The organism is Acetobacterium paludosum (genome assembly GCF_008086595.1).
GTDB lineage: Bacteria > Bacillota > Clostridia > Eubacteriales > Eubacteriaceae > Acetobacterium > Acetobacterium paludosum.
On the sequence record NZ_RXYA01000014.1, the window covers coordinates 36,652 to 56,604 of the forward strand.

At 38.5% G+C, this 19,953-nt stretch carries 21 protein-coding genes; 4 read left to right on the forward strand and 17 right to left on the reverse strand.

All coding sequences use genetic code 11. The features are described 5' to 3' along the window. Window positions 1-63: 63 nt before the first annotated feature. The 3 genes from budA to FZC41_RS13870 form a co-directional block, all read right to left on the reverse strand. Window positions 64-855, reverse strand: a complete 792-nt coding sequence (gene budA / locus FZC41_RS13860; protein ID WP_148568036.1) for an acetolactate decarboxylase — start codon at window positions 853-855, stop codon at window positions 64-66. 98 nt (window positions 856-953) lie between these two features. Then, window positions 954-1,556 carry a hypothetical protein gene (locus tag FZC41_RS13865; RefSeq protein WP_148568037.1) on the reverse strand — a complete coding sequence of 201 codons (603 nt, stop codon included), beginning with the start codon at window positions 1,554-1,556 and terminating at the stop codon, window positions 954-956. A 135-nt stretch (window positions 1,557-1,691) separates the two neighbouring features. Beyond that, window positions 1,692-2,234 (reverse strand): hypothetical protein, encoded by a 543-nt coding sequence (locus tag FZC41_RS13870; RefSeq protein ID WP_148568038.1) that lies wholly within the window; start codon window positions 2,232-2,234, stop codon window positions 1,692-1,694. 282 nt (window positions 2,235-2,516) lie between these two features. Between FZC41_RS13870 and FZC41_RS13875 the strand changes: the two genes are divergently transcribed. After that, a complete protein-coding gene (locus FZC41_RS13875) occupies window positions 2,517-2,726 on the forward strand; it encodes a DUF1858 domain-containing protein (RefSeq protein ID WP_148568039.1) in 210 nt (69 codons plus the stop codon). A gap of 213 nt (window positions 2,727-2,939) precedes the next feature. Here the strand turns inward: FZC41_RS13875 and FZC41_RS13880 are convergent, their stop codons facing one another. The 5 genes from FZC41_RS13880 to FZC41_RS13900 all read right to left on the reverse strand — a co-directional run bounded on the left by FZC41_RS13880 (window position 2,940) and on the right by FZC41_RS13900 (window position 7,121). Then, window positions 2,940-3,413, reverse strand: coding sequence for a GNAT family N-acetyltransferase (locus FZC41_RS13880; RefSeq protein WP_148568040.1), 474 nt, complete (start codon window positions 3,411-3,413; stop codon window positions 2,940-2,942). 278 nt (window positions 3,414-3,691) lie between these two features. Beyond that, complete coding sequence (locus FZC41_RS13885; RefSeq protein WP_148568041.1) at window positions 3,692-4,357, reverse strand: hypothetical protein; 666 nt, start codon at window positions 4,355-4,357, stop codon at window positions 3,692-3,694. A 482-nt stretch (window positions 4,358-4,839) separates the two neighbouring features. After that, the gene (locus FZC41_RS13890) at window positions 4,840-5,940 is read right to left on the reverse strand and encodes a zinc-dependent alcohol dehydrogenase (protein WP_148568042.1); all 1,101 of its coding nucleotides are present in this window, start codon (window positions 5,938-5,940) and stop codon (window positions 4,840-4,842) included. A gap of 137 nt (window positions 5,941-6,077) precedes the next feature. Beyond that, window positions 6,078-6,626, reverse strand: coding sequence for a TetR/AcrR family transcriptional regulator C-terminal domain-containing protein (locus tag FZC41_RS13895; RefSeq protein ID WP_148568043.1), 549 nt, complete (start codon window positions 6,624-6,626; stop codon window positions 6,078-6,080). Window positions 6,627-6,923: 297 nt separating this feature from the next. Then, entirely contained in the window at window positions 6,924-7,121 is a 198-nt protein-coding gene (locus FZC41_RS13900; RefSeq protein ID WP_148568044.1) for a cold-shock protein, read from the reverse strand. 331 nt (window positions 7,122-7,452) lie between these two features. Here FZC41_RS13900 and FZC41_RS13905 point away from each other — a divergent pair, with 331 nt between their 5' ends. Continuing rightward, on the forward strand, window positions 7,453-7,941 hold the full coding sequence (locus tag FZC41_RS13905; RefSeq protein ID WP_148568045.1) for a hypothetical protein: 489 nt from the start codon (window positions 7,453-7,455) through the stop codon (window positions 7,939-7,941). A gap of 80 nt (window positions 7,942-8,021) precedes the next feature. Here the strand turns inward: FZC41_RS13905 and FZC41_RS13910 are convergent, their stop codons facing one another. After that, window positions 8,022-8,204 carry a hypothetical protein gene (locus FZC41_RS13910; RefSeq protein WP_148568046.1) on the reverse strand — a complete coding sequence of 61 codons (183 nt, stop codon included), beginning with the start codon at window positions 8,202-8,204 and terminating at the stop codon, window positions 8,022-8,024. Window positions 8,205-8,365: 161 nt separating this feature from the next. Between FZC41_RS13910 and FZC41_RS13915 the strand changes: the two genes are divergently transcribed. Further along, on the forward strand, window positions 8,366-10,123 hold the full coding sequence (locus FZC41_RS13915) for a GGDEF domain-containing protein (protein WP_148568047.1): 1,758 nt from the start codon (window positions 8,366-8,368) through the stop codon (window positions 10,121-10,123). Between the two features lie 691 nt (window positions 10,124-10,814). Here FZC41_RS13915 and FZC41_RS13920 read toward each other — a convergent pair. The 5 genes from FZC41_RS13920 to FZC41_RS13940 all read right to left on the reverse strand — a co-directional run bounded on the left by FZC41_RS13920 (window position 10,815) and on the right by FZC41_RS13940 (window position 15,380). Continuing rightward, complete coding sequence (locus tag FZC41_RS13920; RefSeq protein ID WP_148568048.1) at window positions 10,815-11,042, reverse strand: hypothetical protein; 228 nt, start codon at window positions 11,040-11,042, stop codon at window positions 10,815-10,817. A 111-nt stretch (window positions 11,043-11,153) separates the two neighbouring features. Then, window positions 11,154-12,023, reverse strand: coding sequence for an L-serine ammonia-lyase, iron-sulfur-dependent, subunit alpha (gene sdaAA / locus FZC41_RS13925; RefSeq protein ID WP_148568049.1), 870 nt, complete (start codon window positions 12,021-12,023; stop codon window positions 11,154-11,156). Beyond that, window positions 12,020-12,688, reverse strand: a complete 669-nt coding sequence (gene sdaAB, locus FZC41_RS13930) for an L-serine ammonia-lyase, iron-sulfur-dependent subunit beta (RefSeq protein WP_148568050.1) — start codon at window positions 12,686-12,688, stop codon at window positions 12,020-12,022. Before sdaAB ends, sdaAA begins: the two co-directional genes overlap by 4 nt. Before the next feature lie 142 nt (window positions 12,689-12,830). Beyond that, window positions 12,831-14,600: an oleate hydratase gene (locus FZC41_RS13935; protein WP_148568051.1), complete on the reverse strand. Its 1,770-nt coding sequence runs from the start codon at window positions 14,598-14,600 to the stop codon at window positions 12,831-12,833. Window positions 14,601-14,816: 216 nt separating this feature from the next. After that, window positions 14,817-15,380, reverse strand: a complete 564-nt coding sequence (locus tag FZC41_RS13940) for a TetR-like C-terminal domain-containing protein (protein ID WP_148568052.1) — start codon at window positions 15,378-15,380, stop codon at window positions 14,817-14,819. A 186-nt stretch (window positions 15,381-15,566) separates the two neighbouring features. On the opposite strand from FZC41_RS13940, the gene FZC41_RS13945 reads away from it, so the two are divergent. Beyond that, window positions 15,567-15,971: a bacteriohemerythrin gene (locus FZC41_RS13945; RefSeq protein WP_148568053.1), complete on the forward strand. Its 405-nt coding sequence runs from the start codon at window positions 15,567-15,569 to the stop codon at window positions 15,969-15,971. A gap of 85 nt (window positions 15,972-16,056) precedes the next feature. Here the strand turns inward: FZC41_RS13945 and FZC41_RS13950 are convergent, their stop codons facing one another. From FZC41_RS13950 to FZC41_RS13960, 3 genes are all read right to left on the reverse strand, one after another. Continuing rightward, window positions 16,057-18,060, reverse strand: coding sequence for a GAF domain-containing protein (locus FZC41_RS13950; RefSeq protein ID WP_148568054.1), 2,004 nt, complete (start codon window positions 18,058-18,060; stop codon window positions 16,057-16,059). Between the two features lie 97 nt (window positions 18,061-18,157). After that, entirely contained in the window at window positions 18,158-19,276 is a 1,119-nt protein-coding gene (locus tag FZC41_RS13955) for a tetratricopeptide repeat protein (RefSeq protein WP_148568055.1), read from the reverse strand. 99 nt (window positions 19,277-19,375) lie between these two features. After that, a complete protein-coding gene (locus FZC41_RS13960; protein ID WP_148568056.1) occupies window positions 19,376-19,726 on the reverse strand; it encodes a hypothetical protein in 351 nt (116 codons plus the stop codon). Window positions 19,727-19,953: the final 227 nt, after the last annotated feature.

The following is a 19,953-nucleotide window of genomic DNA, read 5'->3' on the forward strand; positions in this document are numbered from 1 at the left end:
TCCATTTCCATGATTCACAATGCTGACGATTGATCTCAAACTGTCATTTTCAGATCTGATTATTTATTGCTCAACCGCATCAAGTTCACTACCTAAATCCTTCACCGATCCTTCTGGTTCAGTCGGCGATACCGCCATTACAAAACCGTCGGTGCTGTCAGCAAATGCCAGAGCCTTATCAAAACTCACATCCAGCAAATGTCCCCCCTGTGTTCGATCTTCGGAAATAAAATGGAAATGATAACCTGGGACATTGACTCCCCCAATATAATCAGGACACCAGATTCCAACGATGCTTCCGGTAACATTAGTAAAACTAAAAACCGATTGTTGCTTGACCGCCTCAGTCATAACCGGATACGGCTTTTCCTGACGGGGTACCGAACGAGCCTGAATGGTCTTAAATGTCCCGTCAATTCTAAATACATAAAATAAGTTCTTATTCTCAATGAGCTTGTCCAATTCCGCTTTTAAAGCATCAAGATTGGCGATATTGGTAAGTTCCACTGTGGCATCCTTATCAAAATGAGTCACCACTGCAAAAGGTGTGGTTTCCGTATCTGACACTTTCACTACTTCACCAGTGGATTTAACCTTATAGGCTGTATTATCAATCATCACCATTTCTCCATCTAATGCATTAAATGTTCCGATACCAACGTCTCCATAATTCTTCAGCTCGCCAGAACTTATGAATCCATCATAATTTCCCGCCAAAAGAGAATTAATGGTGGACACCTGATAAAGAGTATCATTTTTTTTAAGGGATAAGGCTTCATCAGCAGAATTTGCACATCCAGCCAAAAGACCGACACATAAAACCGGGAGCAGGACTATTTTTATTATATTTTTCACAGGTCTCCTCTTAATCTTTCTATTAGTAATTTATCTCCATTATATATGAATAAGAATAATATAACAATTTCATTTTGATGAAAATAATTAAAGTAGCATTAGCACTCTCGAAATTTAGCCTTATATGCAGTTCCTTTATATCCATCCAGCTGCACCGTTATAGCCGTTCCATCTTTATTAATCCATGCCATTCCATAAAGCAGCTTATCCCTATCCAGTGGATTTTCAACACAAATTACTTCTATTCCTTCTCCCCCAAGTATTCTTTTTACTTCTTCATAACTCATTCCTTCTTTTATACTTACCACTTGAATTGGTGTTACACTCATATTACCTAGCGCAATCAATTCACTCTCACACTCAGGCGTTGAAATTCCTTTAAGTGTGACCCGTTCTCTATCATTATAAGCGATACAAACGCCGTAACCGGTGTTTGTATCAATATAAGTGTATAAACCGTCCTCATCAACTTCCGGAACAGCGCCCAAAATATCGTCAACTTCGGCTTTAAATTGATTCATTTTAACCTGACTATAAAAATTAAAGATCGCATTATCATTTACATCATTTAATTTTACAACAGAACACCTTTGGATTGTATCATCACCTGTATTATTCTGATCATAGCGTAAAAGTATAATTATCCAAACCAGAAATAATAGGATCCCAATTAAATGCAGGATCAAAGTAGTTTCAGACATTATACTCACCCCCCTTTCCCACAATTAAGTCCTGTTAATATCTATAGCCTTTCGCTTTTTTAATACCCCATAATTTTTCGTAGAAACGTTTGCACTAAAAAAAGGCCTTCACAAGCCTTTTTTTAAGAAAAACAATCATTTCCAGTATTTAATATCTCTAACCGTTCCTTCATAACCATTAAAAGTTATATAAATTCCAGTTTCATCATCATTGAACCAAATCATCATAGAAATTGGATTATTCTCATCTTCTGGATTTACTGTTGTAATGGTCTCTTTCCCTTCCGAACCAAGAATTGTCTTTACCTCATCATAAGTCATTCCTTCAGAGATACTTGCTACTTGATCTTCTGTTACTGTTGCATTACTTAGTTTAAATATTTTAGTATTATCAGCATTATACATTGCTTTTGTTTTAACAAAATTATCGGAATCATAATAAACAGTAACACCGTAACCCGTATCCTTATCCGAATAAATAAAGCCATTATCCTTTTCTTTCGGAGTAACCTTTAAAGTATTATCGACATCATCTTTTGACTGTCCAAGTTGAACTTTATTGTAAAAATTGTAGGCATCCTTAACTGCTCCGTTATTACCGCAACCTGAACACATAATCACCAAACTCAAGGAAAATATTACTGCTGGTATAAATCGGCTAAATTTAATTTTTTTCATATCATTCTCCTTATCTTCCATAAATGAAACAATCTACTTTTAACTATTATATTTGCCCATCCTAAAAATTGCAACACATCTTTTGAACTATGCGCTTTTAAATCAACCGGTCCAATCGATTATTAATTTGTTTTCTTTTTTACTTCCATTTTTAAAATAACAATTGCTCTTTTTTTAAACCTGTTGCAATAAGCACAGATTTTTATTGCCTGTTATGTTATACTATTTTTTAAGCAGAAACAAATTAATCTTATTCCATAAGAGAATTGCAGGAGGATTTTTATGCAAAATGTAGACAAAAGTATGTTAATTGGTGAATTATTAAAGGTGAATGACGGTCTTGCTCCTATTTTATTGGAGTCTGGGATGCACTGTCTTGGATGTCCCTCTTCACAGGCAGAATCCCTGGAAGAAGCGTGTGCAGTTCATGGCATCAGTGTTGAATCTCTCGTTACCCAACTTAATGAATTCCTTGCCTCTGCAAAAGCCTAATCATCAAATAAATAATATTTGACGATTAGCAATATTGTTGGCAACATAAAAGAACTCAATTATTAAAGATTATTAATTGTCCTTAATAATGAGTTTGCCAATAATCCTGGGAACCTTATAAGGTTCCTTTTTTCATCTCAGCCTGGTGGTGGTGACGTTTCCTACTAACTGGAAACTAAAATATCTCCCAATTAATGACTATCTATTAGATCTCTAAAAATCTGCCAGTGCTGTCAATTTCTCTCCTGCGACTCTGTATACAGTCCAGTCTTTCATGGGCTCGGCTCCCAAGGACAAATAGAAATCAATACTTGGTTTATTCCAATCAAGACACCACCACTCAAGTCTTCCACATCCCCGTTCAACCGCAATGTGTGCCAGTTTTTTAATCAGTGCCTTGCCGAACCCGTTTCCACGGTATTCAGGAGAAATATACAAATCTTCGAGATAAATCCCAGCTCTTCCGAGAAACGTTGAGAAGTTATAAAAGAAAAGCGCAAAGCCTACTTCTTTTTTATCGACTAGTACAAAAATAACTTCAGCTTTTTTTTCCTCAAACAACCAGTGTTTTAATAATACCTCCGTAGCAACAACTTCATTTTCCATTTTTTCATATTTTGCCAATTCATTAATGAAATGAAGAATCAACGCAACATCTTTTTCAACTGCAACTCTAAAATTTAACATATCCCCTCCAAATAATTTAATCACTCACTTGAATTTTCTTGCGTTTTTTCACCATTTCGATAAGATTACTACGGTCAGAAACCGACACCTATTGTATAGAGCACACATACTAAACTTATAAAGATAACCGTATAAATCAACATTATCAATTCTTCTTCTGTTTTTATATTATCTCAATTTTAACATCTGTTACTATTATTTACAATCAATAAGCAATTCTATTCATTATGTACTGCGATTTTATTAGCCCTAAAAAACGAATCAAATTCCACTATCTTTTATTTTTTTAAATGCCTGACAATATCATCTAAATACCGTTCTGTAGTTTTAACAAGCTTCTGTTCATCTTCAGATGTAATGACCGCAAATAATTTTTCAATATCAACATCGCCATATGCATTTTCTAGTTTATCATTCAGAAAAGCATTCATAAAACCGTCAACTACCAAGCTTAGATGGGCAATATTTTTCTGGAGATTGATCATCAATTGTGCCATTTTTGAATGGCCAAGAATAAAGTCCAAGTCCATAATATCCAGAGAATAAGGAGACCTGTGATAATTTTTCCAATCCCTTACTTTATGATTAAATTCACTTCGTTTGATTGTCTCCAAAAGAGAATCTTTGGTAAGCTGATCAAAATCGATATTATCCACCAAAAGCAATTTAAAATCATTAACCAATTTCCGCGAACTGTTCCAAATAGCTGCGGTAAGTCTTCTTTTTTCAATGGAATAACTCACCGCTGCCACAATTAGACTAACCAATGAACCTGTGAATATTCCAAAAAATAGGCTATCAAAATTATCCATATTATGGCTAATAAAATTTTTTATTTGGTCGTTGGGAATATAGAAAAAGACATCGTCAAATGCAAAGATAGCTATAATTGAGAACACGGTTAAAGCTAATGTTACAAATATACTGTATTTATATGCTTTCATTTTTCACTCCAAATTCTTCATTGTAAATATGTCGTTCATACCGCAATATTCTTCCATAATGTTTTCACTGTTTATAAATATCTATTTAATTTAACTAGAATCATCATATTGTCTGTCAACACACATACTTTTTAATTGATATCTTTTCTATTTTATATGTCTGTTTGCAATTAGATTGTATCATTTAAAATATTTCTGTCAACAAACATTTCTTACCCTTATATCCCTTAATTTAAATTTTCCATAATGGCAGCTCCAGTCTAATTTCAATGAAATAATTGCCATTATATGAACCTTCCTACTGAATTAAACTTAACGACGCAAGGATTAAAAACGGTAAAAAGCACTTTCAAGTTTCTCTTTGGTTTTCGAGCTAATTGCGCACCTAAAAAGGTCTGTCCACTTTTGAACAGACCTTACATTCAATATAAAAACAATTGTGTTTACAAAACACTTAACCCGGTTTGACCCACACTCATATGTTAGGGCATGATGGCAATCTTTACTCCTGTCATTGCTATGTTTGTTTCCATCGCTTCAGTGACATGATCAAGATCAAATTTATCCGTTACCAGCAATTCTACCGGAATATTCATTTCTGCCGCTTTCTTGAAGAAACCCATTGTGGTGATATATTCATTTGCCCCATAAACCCAAGAACCAACTAAAGTGATTTCTTTATTACAAAAATCAAAATGAGGATTAATTGTCGCTTCACCAATATTTACAAAGAAGCCCATTTCACACATTCCGCCGCCGCGTCGCACATATTTGAATGCGTCAGCAGCTGCTGCCGGTGATCCTGTACATTGGAAAACGAAGTCAGCTCCAAATCCATTTGTAATTTCATTTACTTTTGCAACACGGTCTTCAATTGTTTTCAACTTTCTAAAATCGATTGTTTCGGTTGCTCCCATTTTTTTAGCAAGATCCAATCTTCTATCGTTTCCATCAACAGCTATGATATTGACGGTTCCAGCAGCTTTTAAAACTGCAATCATCATCAGACCAATTGGGCCACACCCCTGAACCAACACAAACGAACTAAAATTCATTATATTTGTTGTTTTAGCTCTTTCTAAGGCGTGAACGCAAACAGCAGCCGGTTCAAGAAGCATTCTTTGGTCAACATTGAATTCATTAACAACAAATATTGATGAATTTTTTCGTATCAAAATATGTTCTGCAAACCAACCGTTAAGGTGAATATCATCCTCTGGAATCAAGCCATATACGCCGAGACCTGCACACAGATTTGGTTTTTCAGGATAACGACGGCAATAATCACATTCGCCGCAAAGTAATACCGATGTTACAACTTTATCGCCGATTTTGATGGGATCACCCTTTGTATCATGAGTAATATTTTTTCCCAGTGCGATTACCTCGCCGGTCCCCTCATGACCAAGTGTAATGGGGCAAATACCGAAAGGATCGCCTTTAAATTCATGGACATCAGTTCCACAAATGCCACAGCCTTCAACCTTTACAAGAACTTCATCATCACCAACCACAGGTAAATCAAACTCTTTGATTTCAACCTTACGGGGCTCCATCAACATCGCCAAACGTGTCTTTGCCATTTTTATACCTCCGATAATTCTAAAATTGTAAACTATTACATTTACTTATTAACATTTTAACAAATTATCTTCATGAATCAATTGACAAGAATAATAAAGTGTCACATATGTTACACTATTCAATATATGTAACATCTTTACATCAGCAACAAAACGTTTTTAAGTCTTTCAGGAATTGCATCAATGAGCAAATCAGCTATTTCTTTTGGTTCCATCTTCATCCCTTCACCGATCCATTTAAAGGTCATATCCATCGAACCCAAACAGTACATTTCCAGCAAGAATTTACTATGTGAATCTAATGGCTTCCCGGTTTTTTCCATAATTCTATTCGTATAAAATTCTGTTATCAGTTTCAAATCATAATCGAAAAGCGAATTGCAGTCTCGGGATTTAAATGCCGCCGAAAAAAAATCTTTTTCCTCTTTAACAAAAGTAAATTTCTGGATTAGTCCTTCCTCTAAAGTTAAACTAACACCCATCAGTTTGAATGATTGCTGGGCTAATTTATCAAAACACCAATTGACTAAATCATATTTATCCTGAAAATAACGATAGAATGTTTGTCTTGTTAATTCACATTGATCAACGATTTCCTTAACCGTTATCTTATCCAAAGATTTGTTGATCATCAAGGTTTTAACCGATTTAGCCAAACGTTCTTTCGTGCGATCGTTTGCATCCATTGTCATCCCTCTTTGTTAATTATTTGAGATTTAACTTCATCTTATCGATTTGCCAATCACTTGTCAATGAAATATTTCACCTGATTATATAACATTTTTTATTGGAAAAGCACTCAATTGATTTTCAAAATGGGTTAGGATTATTTTGTATATTGAGATTGATAAAGATTGTAATAAAAGCCTTAAATAAAAAAAGACGGCATTAAAAATATTTACTTGAGTTCCACATTGCTAAAGAATCTTTATCAAAAAATAAAAAAAACTTATGCAATTAAGCATAAGTTTAAATATCTGGAATTAAACAACTTGAATGTTTTCAGCTTGTGGACCTTTTGGTCCTTGTGTTACATCAAAAGTAACTTCTTGTCCTTCATCTAAAGACTTGTATCCTTCTGATTGAATTTGTGAAAAATGTGCAAATACATCAGTACCATCTTCTCCTGTTATAAAACCAAAACCTTTTACCGCATTAAACCATTTCACTGTACCACGCATATGTGTGTACCTCCTAATTTTATTCCCCTAAATCCTTGTAATACGAATAACAACTACATTTCTAAATTAGGATAATACGTTTAAATATAAGTACCAATTAAAAAATATCAATGTTAAATTTATTTACTATCAATTTAAGTTTTACCTATTGTATCATAAGTTTCTGGTTTTAGCAAATTTTTCGCAAAATAATAATCAAAAATTCAAAATAAATTTAAAAAGCTTTCATTAACTAAGAACTTTTTATGAAATGATATTATTTTTTTTATTTTAATGTAATTTCTGCTAATAAGGAGTATAATTATGGTAATTAATTATGGAGGTGTCGATCATGGATGTAAGTAGCGTTATGAGTAACTATAATAACAGTTTGCTTTTAAACAATTTGAGTTCTGCCAGCAATACATCAGCGCTTTATCAATCCGGCAGTGTCAGTTCTGCTGTTTCTGAAACTTATGCTGCTGATGCATTCTCAGGTGATACGGCCTCAGCTGCACTTCAGGATATTTATAAATCTGTTCAGAGTGATTATGGTATCAGCTTAACTTATAATTCGAGCGGCAATATTGCCTCCTCCAGCAGCACAGACTCTTCGACTTTACCGACAGTGTCTGCCTTGGGCAGTTCCTTGAGTTCAAGTCTACTGTCATCATTCAATAGCCTGACCAAAACCGACGATTCTTCAATGTCCAGTTTGTTTTCAGAATTAAGCTATGTTCAAAGCGGAGCTTACAGTAAAGTTTATGCAAAACTTTACTCCAGTGATGCGACAACCAGCGACACAAGCACCCTTGGTTCGGCTCTCGATGTTACAGCATAGCTTGTTCTAATATCCCACCCCCAAATAGAAACAGACCACCCGTCATTATTGACCAGGCTGGTCTGTTTTTATTTGTCCCCTTAAAAACGAGCCAGGGCTTTTCGCAGCGCTTCGTCAAAGAAATAGAAGCTGTGACTTCCCGGCCACTCCTCCCAGATAAAATTCAGATTCAGTTTTTTCATTTCATCAGTATACCGACTGTTGGACTCCCTCAAAAAATCCTTGTCTCCCCAGGCAACGTAAATCCGTGGGCTGACTGACATTCCGCTGACTTTTTTGGCCAGCTCCAGAACATCATCCTTTTCATTTCATCTAATATTTGAACAATAAAATATAAAATTAACTTAAATTTTACAGCATTGTAACATTAAAAGATGGGGCTTATGGTTATAATTTAGAGACATCAAAATATGGAGGAATTTACTTGAATAGTTATTGCGAAAATCAGGAAGACAACCACCGAGAAGAATTTTTAGAAATTCTGAACCAGAAGAATATCCAAACGGTATTCCAACCGATTGTCTCCCTTCGGGATGGGGGCGTTTATGGATATGAGGCGCTCAGCCGCGGACCTAAATATTCAGCACTGCACACCCCGGATATACTTTTTAAATGCGCTCAGCAATACAATAAATTATGGGAATTGGAGTTTTTATGTCGGTTAAAAGCCTTTGAAGCTTCCTTTGAAATGGGAATGGAATTTAAAATTTTCTTAAATGTCAACCCGAACATCATGGAGGATATCAAATTCAGAAAAGGGTTTACGAAAGAATATCTGAACGAATTTTCAATTGATCCTAAACGGATCATCTTCGAAATAACTGAAAATGAGGCCATCAATAATATTTCAGACTTTATCAAAACGGTTGATAACTATAAAGAACAGGACTATCGAATTGCCATTGACGATGCCGGCGCCGGTTATTCCGGACTTAATTTAATCTCGGATATTCATCCCAATTTTATTAAACTGGATATGAAACTCATCAGGGATATCGATAGCGATGTTACCAAACAATCACTCATCAAATGCCTTAATGAATTCGCATCATTTACAGAGACCGCTTTGATTGCAGAAGGAATCGAAACCAGAGAAGAACTTCAAATATTAATTGAACTCGGCATCCAGTATGGTCAAGGTTTTTTTCTACAAAGACCAAATGCTGTGATAAAGCCAATCTCTAAGGATGTGATTGAAATAATAAAGGAAGAAAATGCGAATAAAAGGAAACTGCTGGACAACAGCGTATTTGATGTTAAAATTGATTCGATTTGCAAACTGGTAAAAACCATCGGTCCAAATATTCTCGTTTCTCAAGTTGATGAACTATTTAAAAAAGATGAAACGATCTCCGGCTTTTGTGTTGTCCATAAAGATATTCCCATTGGCGTCATAACAAGAAATGCTCTTTACAAAAAGATCAGTGGTCAATATGGTTATATTCTTTATTCCAATAAACCGGTAAAAAACATTATGGATAAAAACTTTATGCGGGCTGACTATCAAACGACCATTGATGTCGTTGGCAAAGACGCTATGCAGCGCGAATTTGATAAAATTTACGACTTTGTCGTTATTTCCCGAAAAGATAAATTTTATGGGATTGTGACTGTAAAAGACTTAATGGAAAAATTGATTGAAATTGAATTTGTGTATGCCAAACATCTGAATCCTTTATCCGAATTACCCGGCAATTTAATGATTGAACAAGCCCTGGAAAGATCTATCAATACCAAGGACAAAAAGACAATCCTGTATTTTGATCTCGACAATTTCAAAGCGTACAATGATCTCTACGGGTTTGAAAATGGTGATAAGGTCCTAAAAGATTTTGCTCAAATATTGAAGAGCAAGATACCTGATGACGATTTTATCGGACATATTGGCGGAGACGATTTTGTTGCCATTGTTTCCAAAAAGAAAACGGAACAATTATGCACAACGATCATTGCTGCCTTCAATGAAAATGTCGTTCGCTTTTACAATAAGGAAGATGCTTTAAGAGGCTATATCACATCCAAAAATCGTAATGATATCGAAGAAAATTTTCCTTTGCTTTCCGTATCCATTGCCGGAGTTGCCAGCGATCAGAATAAAACAATTTTCGATTTGGCGGAAACCGCAGCCAAAATCAAAAAAAAATGCAAAAAAAAGCAAGGCAGCAACTTTCTATTGGCATAATGCCTCCGCTTGCTGATATGATTGCATACAAAAAGAGCTAAGACCGATTCCACAATTTTATTTGCAAAACCGGCCTAGCTCTCAATCTCTGATGTCATCCGTTTGGACTCCTCTCATTGATTTTTTTATCAAAAACCTTCTTTTTCACTTTCCAACGTAAATACCACTTACTTTTCGGGTCATCTTACTTTTGGAATTCGGATTCATTTAACTCAGTTGAAAACTATTTGTTGGTGCATTTTATAATCATCATCAATCTGAGACTATTTCTCATTTCCGATTTTTCAATCAGATGGGGGTTGTTACAAACCATGAGATATTTTCTTTTGATATCATGAGTGATTTTCAAACATCCGGCATTTAATCTTCTTGTGATGTTTCATCCCTTTTCCCATTTCGGAGTGATTAGTTTTTGCATTTAAATCTTCCCCTGTCCTTTAAAATTAAATCACTTCAATTTCTGGTCATTCTTTAATTTTATTGGTAGGTTAAGTGACTATTTACTTTTCAATGATCGAAATCATTCAATTCAGAAAAGCATTGAGTTGATCTTTGATTATCTTTATTGTAACACCTTTCTGCAAAAAGTAAATAGATAAAATGTAATCGTTTGTATTATATTCGTATATTAAAGTATACAATTTGTAAAATGCTTGAAGTCACCCCTTTGGCTCTGTGACTTCAGGAGTGTTTAGTTCTCATTGTTTTGCGCTCCTGAATCTTTCCCGTACTCGAGCTTATGAAGCAGATCTTTTAATTGTTCCGTCAGTTTATCGACATTCGTTTCCAGGGAACCGTCAGCCGGAGTACAATTGCCGTTAAATCCGTAAATTCGCCCGCTTTCCAACTCATTTAAAGAGGCTTTAATTGCTGCTATTTCTTTGGCATATTTTATTGAAATATCGATTGTTTTTTCCATGTTGCATTCTCCTATTTTAGTTAAAACGACCGATGCGACGGCGACAAGCACATCACACCGGTCCATATTCTCGCAGTAAACCATCTCAACGTTCTTGCTAGAATGCTACTGTCAGTTTTTCAATCTTTTTGCAATCAATAGACCCGTCGGGGTGATCGCCAGTCCCCCTTCACTCGTCTCTTTGAGCGAAACGGGCATGGCATTTCCAATCAAACGCATGGCATCAATCACTTCATCTGGGGGGATCTGGCTGCGAATTCCGGCCAAAGCCATATCCGCGCTCGTTAAGGCATTGACCGCACCAATGACGTTCCGCTTAACACAAGGCACCTCAACCAATCCAGCGACCGGGTCGCAAACCAAACCCAATAAGCTTTTCAAGGCCAGGGCCGCTGCGTGAATGATGCAATCCCCGTCTCCATTTTTCAGATAGACCACGGCTCCGGCCGCCATGGCACTGGCAGATCCGATTTCCGCCTGACAGCCGCCGGTTGCTCCGGCAATAAAGGCTCGATGGGCAATAACTTCTCCAATACCGGCAGCCACAAATAGCGCCTCGATTATTTTTGTCTCTTCAATTTCATTTTGTTCTTGATAAGTTAAGAGCACCGCCGGAATGACTCCACAGGAACCAGCCGTAGGAGCCGCAACAATACGTTTCATGCAGGCATTGGATTCACCCATTTTAATCGCTTTTTCCATAACCGTTCCAATAAAATCGCCGCACAGCATGGCTTTGTTCTTGACGGCGAGGGCAATTTTCTCGCCATCCCCACCGACTAATTGGCTGGAGGATTTTAGCTGCTTATCATAATTGTCATCCGCCGCTTTCATCGCAAGATGTAAGCGGCTCATTTTTGTCAACGCTTCATCTCTAGTCATTTGACTTTCGCTGATATCCTCTTCCAGAATCACTTCCCAGAACGGTTTATTGGATGTCTTAATCCGATCCATAATTTCATTGAATGATTTGAAACTCATGCTGACTCCTCTAAACTGAGATAAGTAACCTTTCGAATGCCGTCCAATTGTTCCAGCCACTTTATTGATTCCGATGATATTTCCTGATCGCATTCCAGAACCATCACCGCATCACCACCCCGCTTGCTTCGATATAACTGCATCGTGGCAATGTTGATCGATTTTTGACTCAGCATGGCTGCCACTTTGGTTACCAGCCCCGGCTGATCCAGATTATGAACAATCAACGTCGGGAAATCTCCTCCGAAATTGGCATCCAGACCATCGATCTGAAAAATTTTAATATTACCGCCGCCTACAGAGGAAGCGAGAATCTCCAACTCTCTTCCTGATACCCCGGTTAAATTCAGTTTCACACTGTTAGGATGGGCGTCTCTCAATTCGATTCCTTCAAAGCAAAATGCCATTCCCTCTTTTTGTGCCCATTTAAAACTTTCAGGTATTCGATCGTCGTCCGGCTTCATCCCCAGTAATCCGGCGACGATCGCTTTATCTGTCCCATGACCCTTTCCGGTCGTCAGAAAGGATCCATGCAAATATATCCTCGCCGTTTTAATCTTCTCGCCCATCAATTTATTGGAAAGATAACCAATTTTGACCGCCCCCGCGGTATGGGAACTGGACGGCCCAACCATAATGGGTCCAATAATATCGAATACATTCATCTCATCCCTCTTTTACAAAACTTTTTGATTATTTAAACACTTTTTGAAAAGTCTGATTGTAAAAATTAATTATTGATTGATTTCAATGAACATATTATAACACGGCAATTCTATATAAACATAGCCCCTGTTTATCACTTTATTAAATTAAATGATACTCCTTTAACAGGTCTTCAATCACTGTCCCTGATATTTTTTTCAGACTCCCTTTTTCAATCAGACTGATGATGAAAGGCAGCTTCAACTCTGTAATTTTCTTTCCGTCCATCATCTTGGAAGTGGAATCCATGAGAGTTCGCACATCGTAACAGGAAGCAAAAACTTCCGGAACGCCACGATCCACATCCAGCAGCGTGTAGACGGCTTCCATAGCTGTTCGTACTGAATATTCAGTAGTAAATACAGTATCCCGGACCGTATCCGCAAACTGGCCGATAAAGGCAAAGTTTACGGCTCCATCCGGCACCACCTTCGGTCGGTCTCCCTTGGTTCTTGGCATAAAGAAGGCCGTGATATAAGGCATCATGCAGGGGATACAACGGGCTGATTCAGTAGCCATTTCGTGAATCTCGAATTCCGGTACACCGATGTGGTAAAGCCATTCTTCGGTTATTTCAAGGCCGGTACATTCCCGCATGGGCTTTTTAATATAATCCCCGGGAACATCGGTAAACAAACCATAAACCCAAACCACCAGCTGATCTTTTGGCTGCGCTTTGAAATGGGGCTGGCGATTGACCGTGTAACTCATGAGCCACTTGGAATCTTTCACCGTAACAATCCCGCCGCTAACCACTTTTCCAGTGAAAGGGTCGCGTTTGCAGACTTTTTCGATATAGGGAGGAATGCGATTGTCCAGGGTGGTGACGGTGGCTGATTCCCAATTGGTGGCGGGAATATTGGTACAAAACTTATCGGGATGGCCGAAAGCCTCGTCCTGACTGGCAATGTTTCGCCATAGCTCCCAACAGCCGCCGGGGGAATTATTGATGCCGGCAGGATGATGCTGATCCCCAAGTGTGGCGTTTTCGGTACAACTCCCGTTGGTAACAAAAACCAGATCATCTTCGATCAGATCAATGGATTCTGCTGCACCATTATGCGTACAGATGATTTTTTTGGCCACTTTTTTATCCTTCTGAATATCAAAAATAATATTGGTCACCTGGGTATCATATTGGAACTGAACGCCATTGCCTTCCAGATAGTTGACCATGGGCAGAATCAGCGATTCGTACTGGTTGTATTTAGTGAATTTCAAGGCTGAAAAATCAGGCAGTCCCCCAATATGATGAATGAATCGCTGAATATAGAGCTTCATTTCCAGAGCGCTGTGCCATTCTTCAAAAGCAAACATCGTCCGCCAATAAAGCCAGAAGTTGGAAGCAAAAAATTCCTCGCTAAAGACCTCTTCGATTTTTCGATCATACAGATCTTCATCCCGGGTCATAAAAAGTTTCACAATTTCCATAGCTGCTTTGTCACTGAGGGTAAATTTCCCGTCGGTGTGGGCATCTTCCCCCTGATTGACGGTTGCCCGCAGCAGTGAAAAATTAGGATCTTTCTTGTTCAGCCAGTAATATTCATCCAACACCGAAGCCCCATCGATTTCTGAGGACGGGATGGATCGGAACAAATCCCAGAGGCATTCAAAATGGTTTTCCATTTCCCGACCACCCCGAATGATAAAGCCCTTTTGATTGTCATAAATGCCGTCGCAGGCACCTCCCGGGAGACTTAGTTCTTCTAAAATATGAATCCGTTCACCCTTCATCTGTCCGTCTCGCACCATAAAACAGGCCGCTGCCAAAGAGGCTAAACCCGAACCTACCAGATAGGCTGATTTTTTATCCGCATCCGCTGGTTTCTGTGGTCTTGCAAAAGCTTCATAATTTCCGTTGCTATAATACATCTTTTTTCCTCCAACTCTTAATGTTATTTTATTGATATTGCCATCATAGGCTTTTATTCGGAGTTTTGCCATATACAAAAAGACACAATGTCAAAAGTTCTAACACTGTGCCCATATTGTCAAAACTTTAGACAAATCGTCGCTTTGTCTAGAGTTCTAAATCGCAGCGATAAAACCCGCAGCGCAATCAAAAAAATCATATATTTGAAAATGGCTTCATCTCGATAGCGTTCTGAATTTTTCCAGAGCCTTTTCAATATCTCCATGAACCAAAATGCTCAGCCGGTCGATGATAATCCGCGGTTCTTCTTTCATGCCCTGCTGAATCCATTCCAGCATCAGTCCTACAAAGGCATATTTGTAGAAGTTGGCAATAAAAGCTTTATCATCATCTCGAACCATCATTCCCGATGCTTTTTCTTCAATGACCCCGATTAAAAGATTATAGGTTTCATTATATAGATAAGTTTCCAGGTGCTGCCGACTGATGGAGTGGTAGGTGTTTCGGACAAATCCGCTGTTTTTCAGAACATATTCGAATATCTTTAAAAAACCATCCTGCCAGGTGTCATAGGTTTTTTTTCCATCCAAAGCTTTGGTGGCTTCATTGGTGTAGATCCATTCCACCAGATCATAAATATCCTGGAAATGATAATAGAATGTCTGCCGATTCACTTCGCAGTCGGCAGCCACATCGATGACGGTAATTTTATCTAAAGGTTTTGCTAATAGCAGCTTTTTCAGTGAAGCCGCCAGAGCTCTTTTTGTTGTCTGGGACACTGGATACCTCCGTTTATATATATAATCTCTATTTTTATATCAGTTTTGATGTGTTTATGATATCCTTAGCTATACTGGTCAGCCTAGCCGGTTCAAGCAAATTAATTATTTATTAAGAATCGTTCTTGATTTTTAATATCGTTTGTTTTATAATTAAATAAATCAAATCATCCAGGAGGATTACTTATGGCAATTGTATGGACACCAAATTTATCAGTCGGCGTAACAAGTATTGACGATCAACACAAGGTTTTGTTTGAAAAAGCGGATCAGCTTTTTGAAGCAGGAAAATCCGGTAAATCAAAAGAGATTATCGGACAGATGTTGGATTTTCTTGACAAATATACGAAACAGCATTTTCATGATGAGGAAGTATATATGGCAAGCATAAATTATCCAGGAATTTCGGAACAAAAAACGGCACACAAAAATTTTATCGCGGAACTCACCAAATTAAAAAAAGAATATGCGGCTTCCGGTGGAAATATCTGTCTGATTATCAATGCGAACCAGATGGTAATCAACTGGCTGACCAAACATATTTCAGTGATGGATAAAAAAATCGGAACCTATGCCAACACTTTAAAATAAGGAAATCAAAATGCAGTCGACAGACTGTCAATTGATAGACAAAGAAAAGGACAAACCCGTGATTGCCCCCCTCTTATTTTTCCTTTCATTTGATCACCTTCAGGACAATCGCGGTTGCCGTTTTATTCAGACAATCCTGTTTCAACTGATTACATACAACTTCAAGAGCAGTCGAAACCTGACCGTCCCATGCGGCATTGACAACAATCAGCATGGGATGCTTGATTCGGGCAGCCGCATACTCAAGAAAGATGTATTCGGTTTCCGAGAGTTTTTTAACCGGTGTTTTCAGTTTATTCCCCAGTCCGATCCGTTTGGCTGTTGACTCGGCCCAGATTCGCTTATCTCTGACGTCTCTAACCTGCCACAGCGCGGCCTTTAAAAAAACCTCAACGCATTCATTTCCGTACCGACGCTGCGGATCCTCAAACATGATGGCATATTCCCGACGCACCAACGCCTTCAATTCTTCTTTTTTTCCAAAATCAAACTTTCTTCGGTTGAAGAAAAAAAGCTCATCTGCCTTAAGTTTTCTACCGGTGATCATTTTCAGAAATGTCTCCTTCTCATCCGAAGATGAAAAAAGCAATTTCTGATAAGCATGTTTCTCTATCGAAAACAGTTTTTCATTTCCTCGCCGTATCCGCAGCAGTGAAAAATCCCTAAAACTATCAATAATCTGTCCGGATTTTTTAAAAACCTCCAACATGGCTAGAGTCATGTCGTTCACCAGTGCAAAATCCTCCATTGTGAATCGTCCGTTTTTCTTATTGATCAGTTCCAGGGCCCCAAAAACTTCCTTTTCATCAATGCCCAGGGGCACGGCAATTCCGGAACTGACAGCAATACCAAGGGCGTGGCCAACCTCTTCAAAATGTACCGCCGTCTGGTTTGAATCCCGGACAAACAACGGCAGTCCTTCAAATGCACACTGCGCAGCAATACCATGCCCATTTCTCAGCTTCAGTTGATAGAATCGCTCCGCCGATGGACTCTTGATAATCACGGGATAAATGTACTCCCCATCCCGGTCCTTATCCTTCAGCCAGAGAACCGCTGCCAGTGCATCCGTCACCATCAGAACTTCATCCAGGGTGGTACTGAAAAGTCGGGGGACCGAAGTACTTGCTTCAATCTTCTCCTGAAACCGTAGGATGCATTCTTCATAGCTGAGATGCTTTTCCCCGGTAAAATCTTTGAATATTTTTGACTTCAGTTTATTCGTGGTTTCCCGTATAACACGGGTGCCTTCGAGGTTTCCAAACTCATCAAAATTCACCTCGTTAAAGCCGTGGATATTGATGATGCGCTTGGCCGCATAGCGGTTGATGGGCGCGGTGCGGCTGATATAGGAAACATAGCTTGCTTTCCGGGTGAGATCTTCGGCATGGACGATGTACTCAAACCGGTCTGTTTTAAGGGCTTCTTTCTGGATATCATTCATCGCGTACCAACAGTAGGGCTGGGCGTTAATACAATAGGCGTTGACAGCTTCTGTGAGACGGTTGATGAAAACATAGGTTGCCAGATTCCCGCCTTTGGAATGACCCAGAATGTTTCGTTCTCCCAAAATACCCCGCATGTTGGCATCATAAAAAGCCAGCGCTTTCTGATGATGGTTGGTAACCCTTCCCAGCGATGCCACCAAACATCCCCCCCAATCCAACACAATGCTGGATGGGTACATCAGCTCGCATCCGCTGAAAGACACAGCCGCATTATTGTCACTGTCTTCAAAAGCCAATCCGACAAAGCTTGTTTTTCTTTTTTCTTTGGTATTGCCGTAGCTGCCATAGTTGTCATTCATATAGCCGGTGATGACGACGTCTTCCAAATTATCGCTGGTCGCATAGATACGGCGAAAATTGGCCTGTCTTGACTTGATGTATTTTTTTCCCTTTTGAGATCTGCTGATAAAAGCGGGATACATCGAACAACCGCATTGGTCAAGCAGATCGATATAGACATCCAGCTTCATCGGTGTTTCACGGGAGATTTTGTTTTTAAATTCAGATGGCAGATGAAAATAAGCTATTTCCAGCAACAAGTATTTTTCAATATCCAGCAGATTGCACATTTTTAAACTCATCGACGAAGCCCTCCTTTTTTTGCGGTCCAATGGTTGGATCAACCAGTCTGCTTATTATTTCCGCTGTTTGCAATTTTTCCCTGATGAGATGAATTCTCTAGTCTTCCTGAGCTTCCTTGATAAATAAAAGCAATTCCCTGACATGCTCCTGCGTTTCTTCATCGTCTGCATAGGTCAAAATTTGTTTGGCAATGTCTGCAGCATTTTTGAAATCACCTAAATAGACGTAAATGTCACACATGATGGTGCAGTAAAAAATCCGATAATCCATATAATTTTCATTGAGCGGATTTTTTAAAATTTTCATCAGCATTTTGCAGGACTCCAAGGTCTTTTCTCTGTTGCCGATAAAATCATAGCAGCTCACCAGCAGCGGAAGAACACCTTCTGGTTCGAAGCCCGATTTAAGGCATTTTTCAAAAAGCGGAATGGCGTCATCAAAGCAGTAATACAAAAATAGTATATAAGCAATGTTGTAGAGCAGCTCAGGCGTTTCCTTCATAGTCCTGGCCGTATTAAAGCATTTAAGAGCCTTCTGATAGTCTTCTTCGTTACAATATGCCATGCCTTTTTCAAACAGTTCGTCGTAACCAGCCTTGAGAGAGGCCTTGTCTATGACCGCATGGATCATTTCATCCGTTACCGTTAAATTTGCGAATTCCCCGTTGTATTCCTTCATGTAGCGAAGAACTTCAGGAATCAGTTCGTTTTTGGCATCATCAGACTCGCCGTACCAGACATTTGATTGACTAACGCCGCTGCCTGTACCTGCCACTGATGCCTTTTTGATTTCAAAGGTCCGTTGATCTTCAGGGAGAAGATGACAGTCTCTGGCGGCGGCGACAAAATTAAAATACAGACTGGCATTTTCATCCGTGAACGAGGGCACAAACTGGGCTTCCCGGTAAGCCGTTGCATTTTCATACCATCCAACAATTCTCATTTTTCCATCATCAGCAGTCGCACACCAGACAATGATGAAGCCCTCTGACTGAGGGTCCTGTCTTGATATTTCCGGATCACATTTTTCCAGATCTAAATTATCAAATGAGATAACATGACCGTAACATTTTCGATTATAATCCATAAAATTATAAGCTTCTCCTACCGATCTGCTCTCATCTATCAGCGTTCCGCCCTCTTGAGGCATATCATCTTCGGTGATTCCCTGATAATATTTCATCCACGCCCCATTACAAAATAAAAGTTTCATCATTTTTCTCCCAATCTTTGACTTCAAAAATTTAAACCATGCCCTTTTTTTGATTTTCGTTATTAGCATGCCGTTGGAATTTCCAACCCACTGGATTTTTGTCTAACTCACCGCTGCTAACGCAATTATGGATAACGGCTTGATTTTACCCGGTTCATAAATCGTGATATCGTTATATTCGTTTACGGCAGCATCATCCTCGAGATGATATTTGTTGCAGACAACCCCGTCAATTGAATGCTTTTTGCAGTACAGTTCAATGATGTAGCCTGATTTATTCTGTTCGGCAAAGTATTGATTCTGTTTATTATACATTTGGCGCAGGGTGTGAAGCTTCTTATTCTCGGTAATCAATTGATCAATTTCCACCTGGTTTTCAACATACCAATCATGTACTTTTTTATAATCCCCAGAAAACTTGTCCGTGGTGACGTTGTTTTCTAATCTCAACATTTTCAAACTGTCTTCTATTTCGCATTCTATAATGCAAATCTTCTTGTTTTTATAAATATCTGACTGCAAGATATTAAACCAAAAAAGGACATGCATTTTATCAGTTAAATAAATGCCATTTCCATTAGCCTGAATATACCTGCTTTCTTTTAATTTAAAGCCTTCTATCAATATTGAGTTTGCACTCTTTTCACTAGTCAAATGGTATAGTTTCATATTTCAACCCC

Coding starts and splice junctions, on each gene's coding strand:
- FZC41_RS13865 (WP_148568037.1), bottom strand. CDS start 1,556: ATGTCTGAAACTACTTTGATCCTGCATTTAATTGGGATCCTATTATTT.
- FZC41_RS13870 (WP_148568038.1), bottom strand. CDS start 2,234: ATGAAAAAAATTAAATTTAGCCGATTTATACCAGCAGTAATATTTTCC.
- FZC41_RS13875 (WP_148568039.1), top strand. CDS start 2,517: ATGCAAAATGTAGACAAAAGTATGTTAATTGGTGAATTATTAAAGGTG.
- FZC41_RS13880 (WP_148568040.1), bottom strand. CDS start 3,413: ATGTTAAATTTTAGAGTTGCAGTTGAAAAAGATGTTGCGTTGATTCTT.
- FZC41_RS13885 (WP_148568041.1), bottom strand. CDS start 4,357: ATGAAAGCATATAAATACAGTATATTTGTAACATTAGCTTTAACCGTG.
- FZC41_RS13890 (WP_148568042.1), bottom strand. CDS start 5,940: ATGGCAAAGACACGTTTGGCGATGTTGATGGAGCCCCGTAAGGTTGAA.
- FZC41_RS13895 (WP_148568043.1), bottom strand. CDS start 6,626: ATGGATGCAAACGATCGCACGAAAGAACGTTTGGCTAAATCGGTTAAA.
- FZC41_RS13900 (WP_148568044.1), bottom strand. CDS start 7,121: ATGCGTGGTACAGTGAAATGGTTTAATGCGGTAAAAGGTTTTGGTTTT.
- FZC41_RS13905 (WP_148568045.1), top strand. CDS start 7,453: ATGGATGTAAGTAGCGTTATGAGTAACTATAATAACAGTTTGCTTTTA.
- FZC41_RS13910 (WP_148568046.1), bottom strand. CDS start 8,204: ATGTCAGTCAGCCCACGGATTTACGTTGCCTGGGGAGACAAGGATTTT.
- FZC41_RS13920 (WP_148568048.1), bottom strand. CDS start 11,042: ATGGAAAAAACAATCGATATTTCAATAAAATATGCCAAAGAAATAGCA.
- sdaAA (WP_148568049.1), bottom strand. CDS start 12,023: ATGAGTTTCAAATCATTCAATGAAATTATGGATCGGATTAAGACATCC.
- sdaAB (WP_148568050.1), bottom strand. CDS start 12,688: ATGAATGTATTCGATATTATTGGACCCATTATGGTTGGGCCGTCCAGT.
- FZC41_RS13935 (WP_148568051.1), bottom strand. CDS start 14,600: ATGTATTATAGCAACGGAAATTATGAAGCTTTTGCAAGACCACAGAAA.
- FZC41_RS13945 (WP_148568053.1), top strand. CDS start 15,567: ATGGCAATTGTATGGACACCAAATTTATCAGTCGGCGTAACAAGTATT.
- FZC41_RS13950 (WP_148568054.1), bottom strand. CDS start 18,060: ATGAGTTTAAAAATGTGCAATCTGCTGGATATTGAAAAATACTTGTTG.
- FZC41_RS13955 (WP_148568055.1), bottom strand. CDS start 19,276: ATGATGAAACTTTTATTTTGTAATGGGGCGTGGATGAAATATTATCAG.
- FZC41_RS13960 (WP_148568056.1), bottom strand. CDS start 19,726: ATGTTGAGATTAGAAAACAACGTCACCACGGACAAGTTTTCTGGGGAT.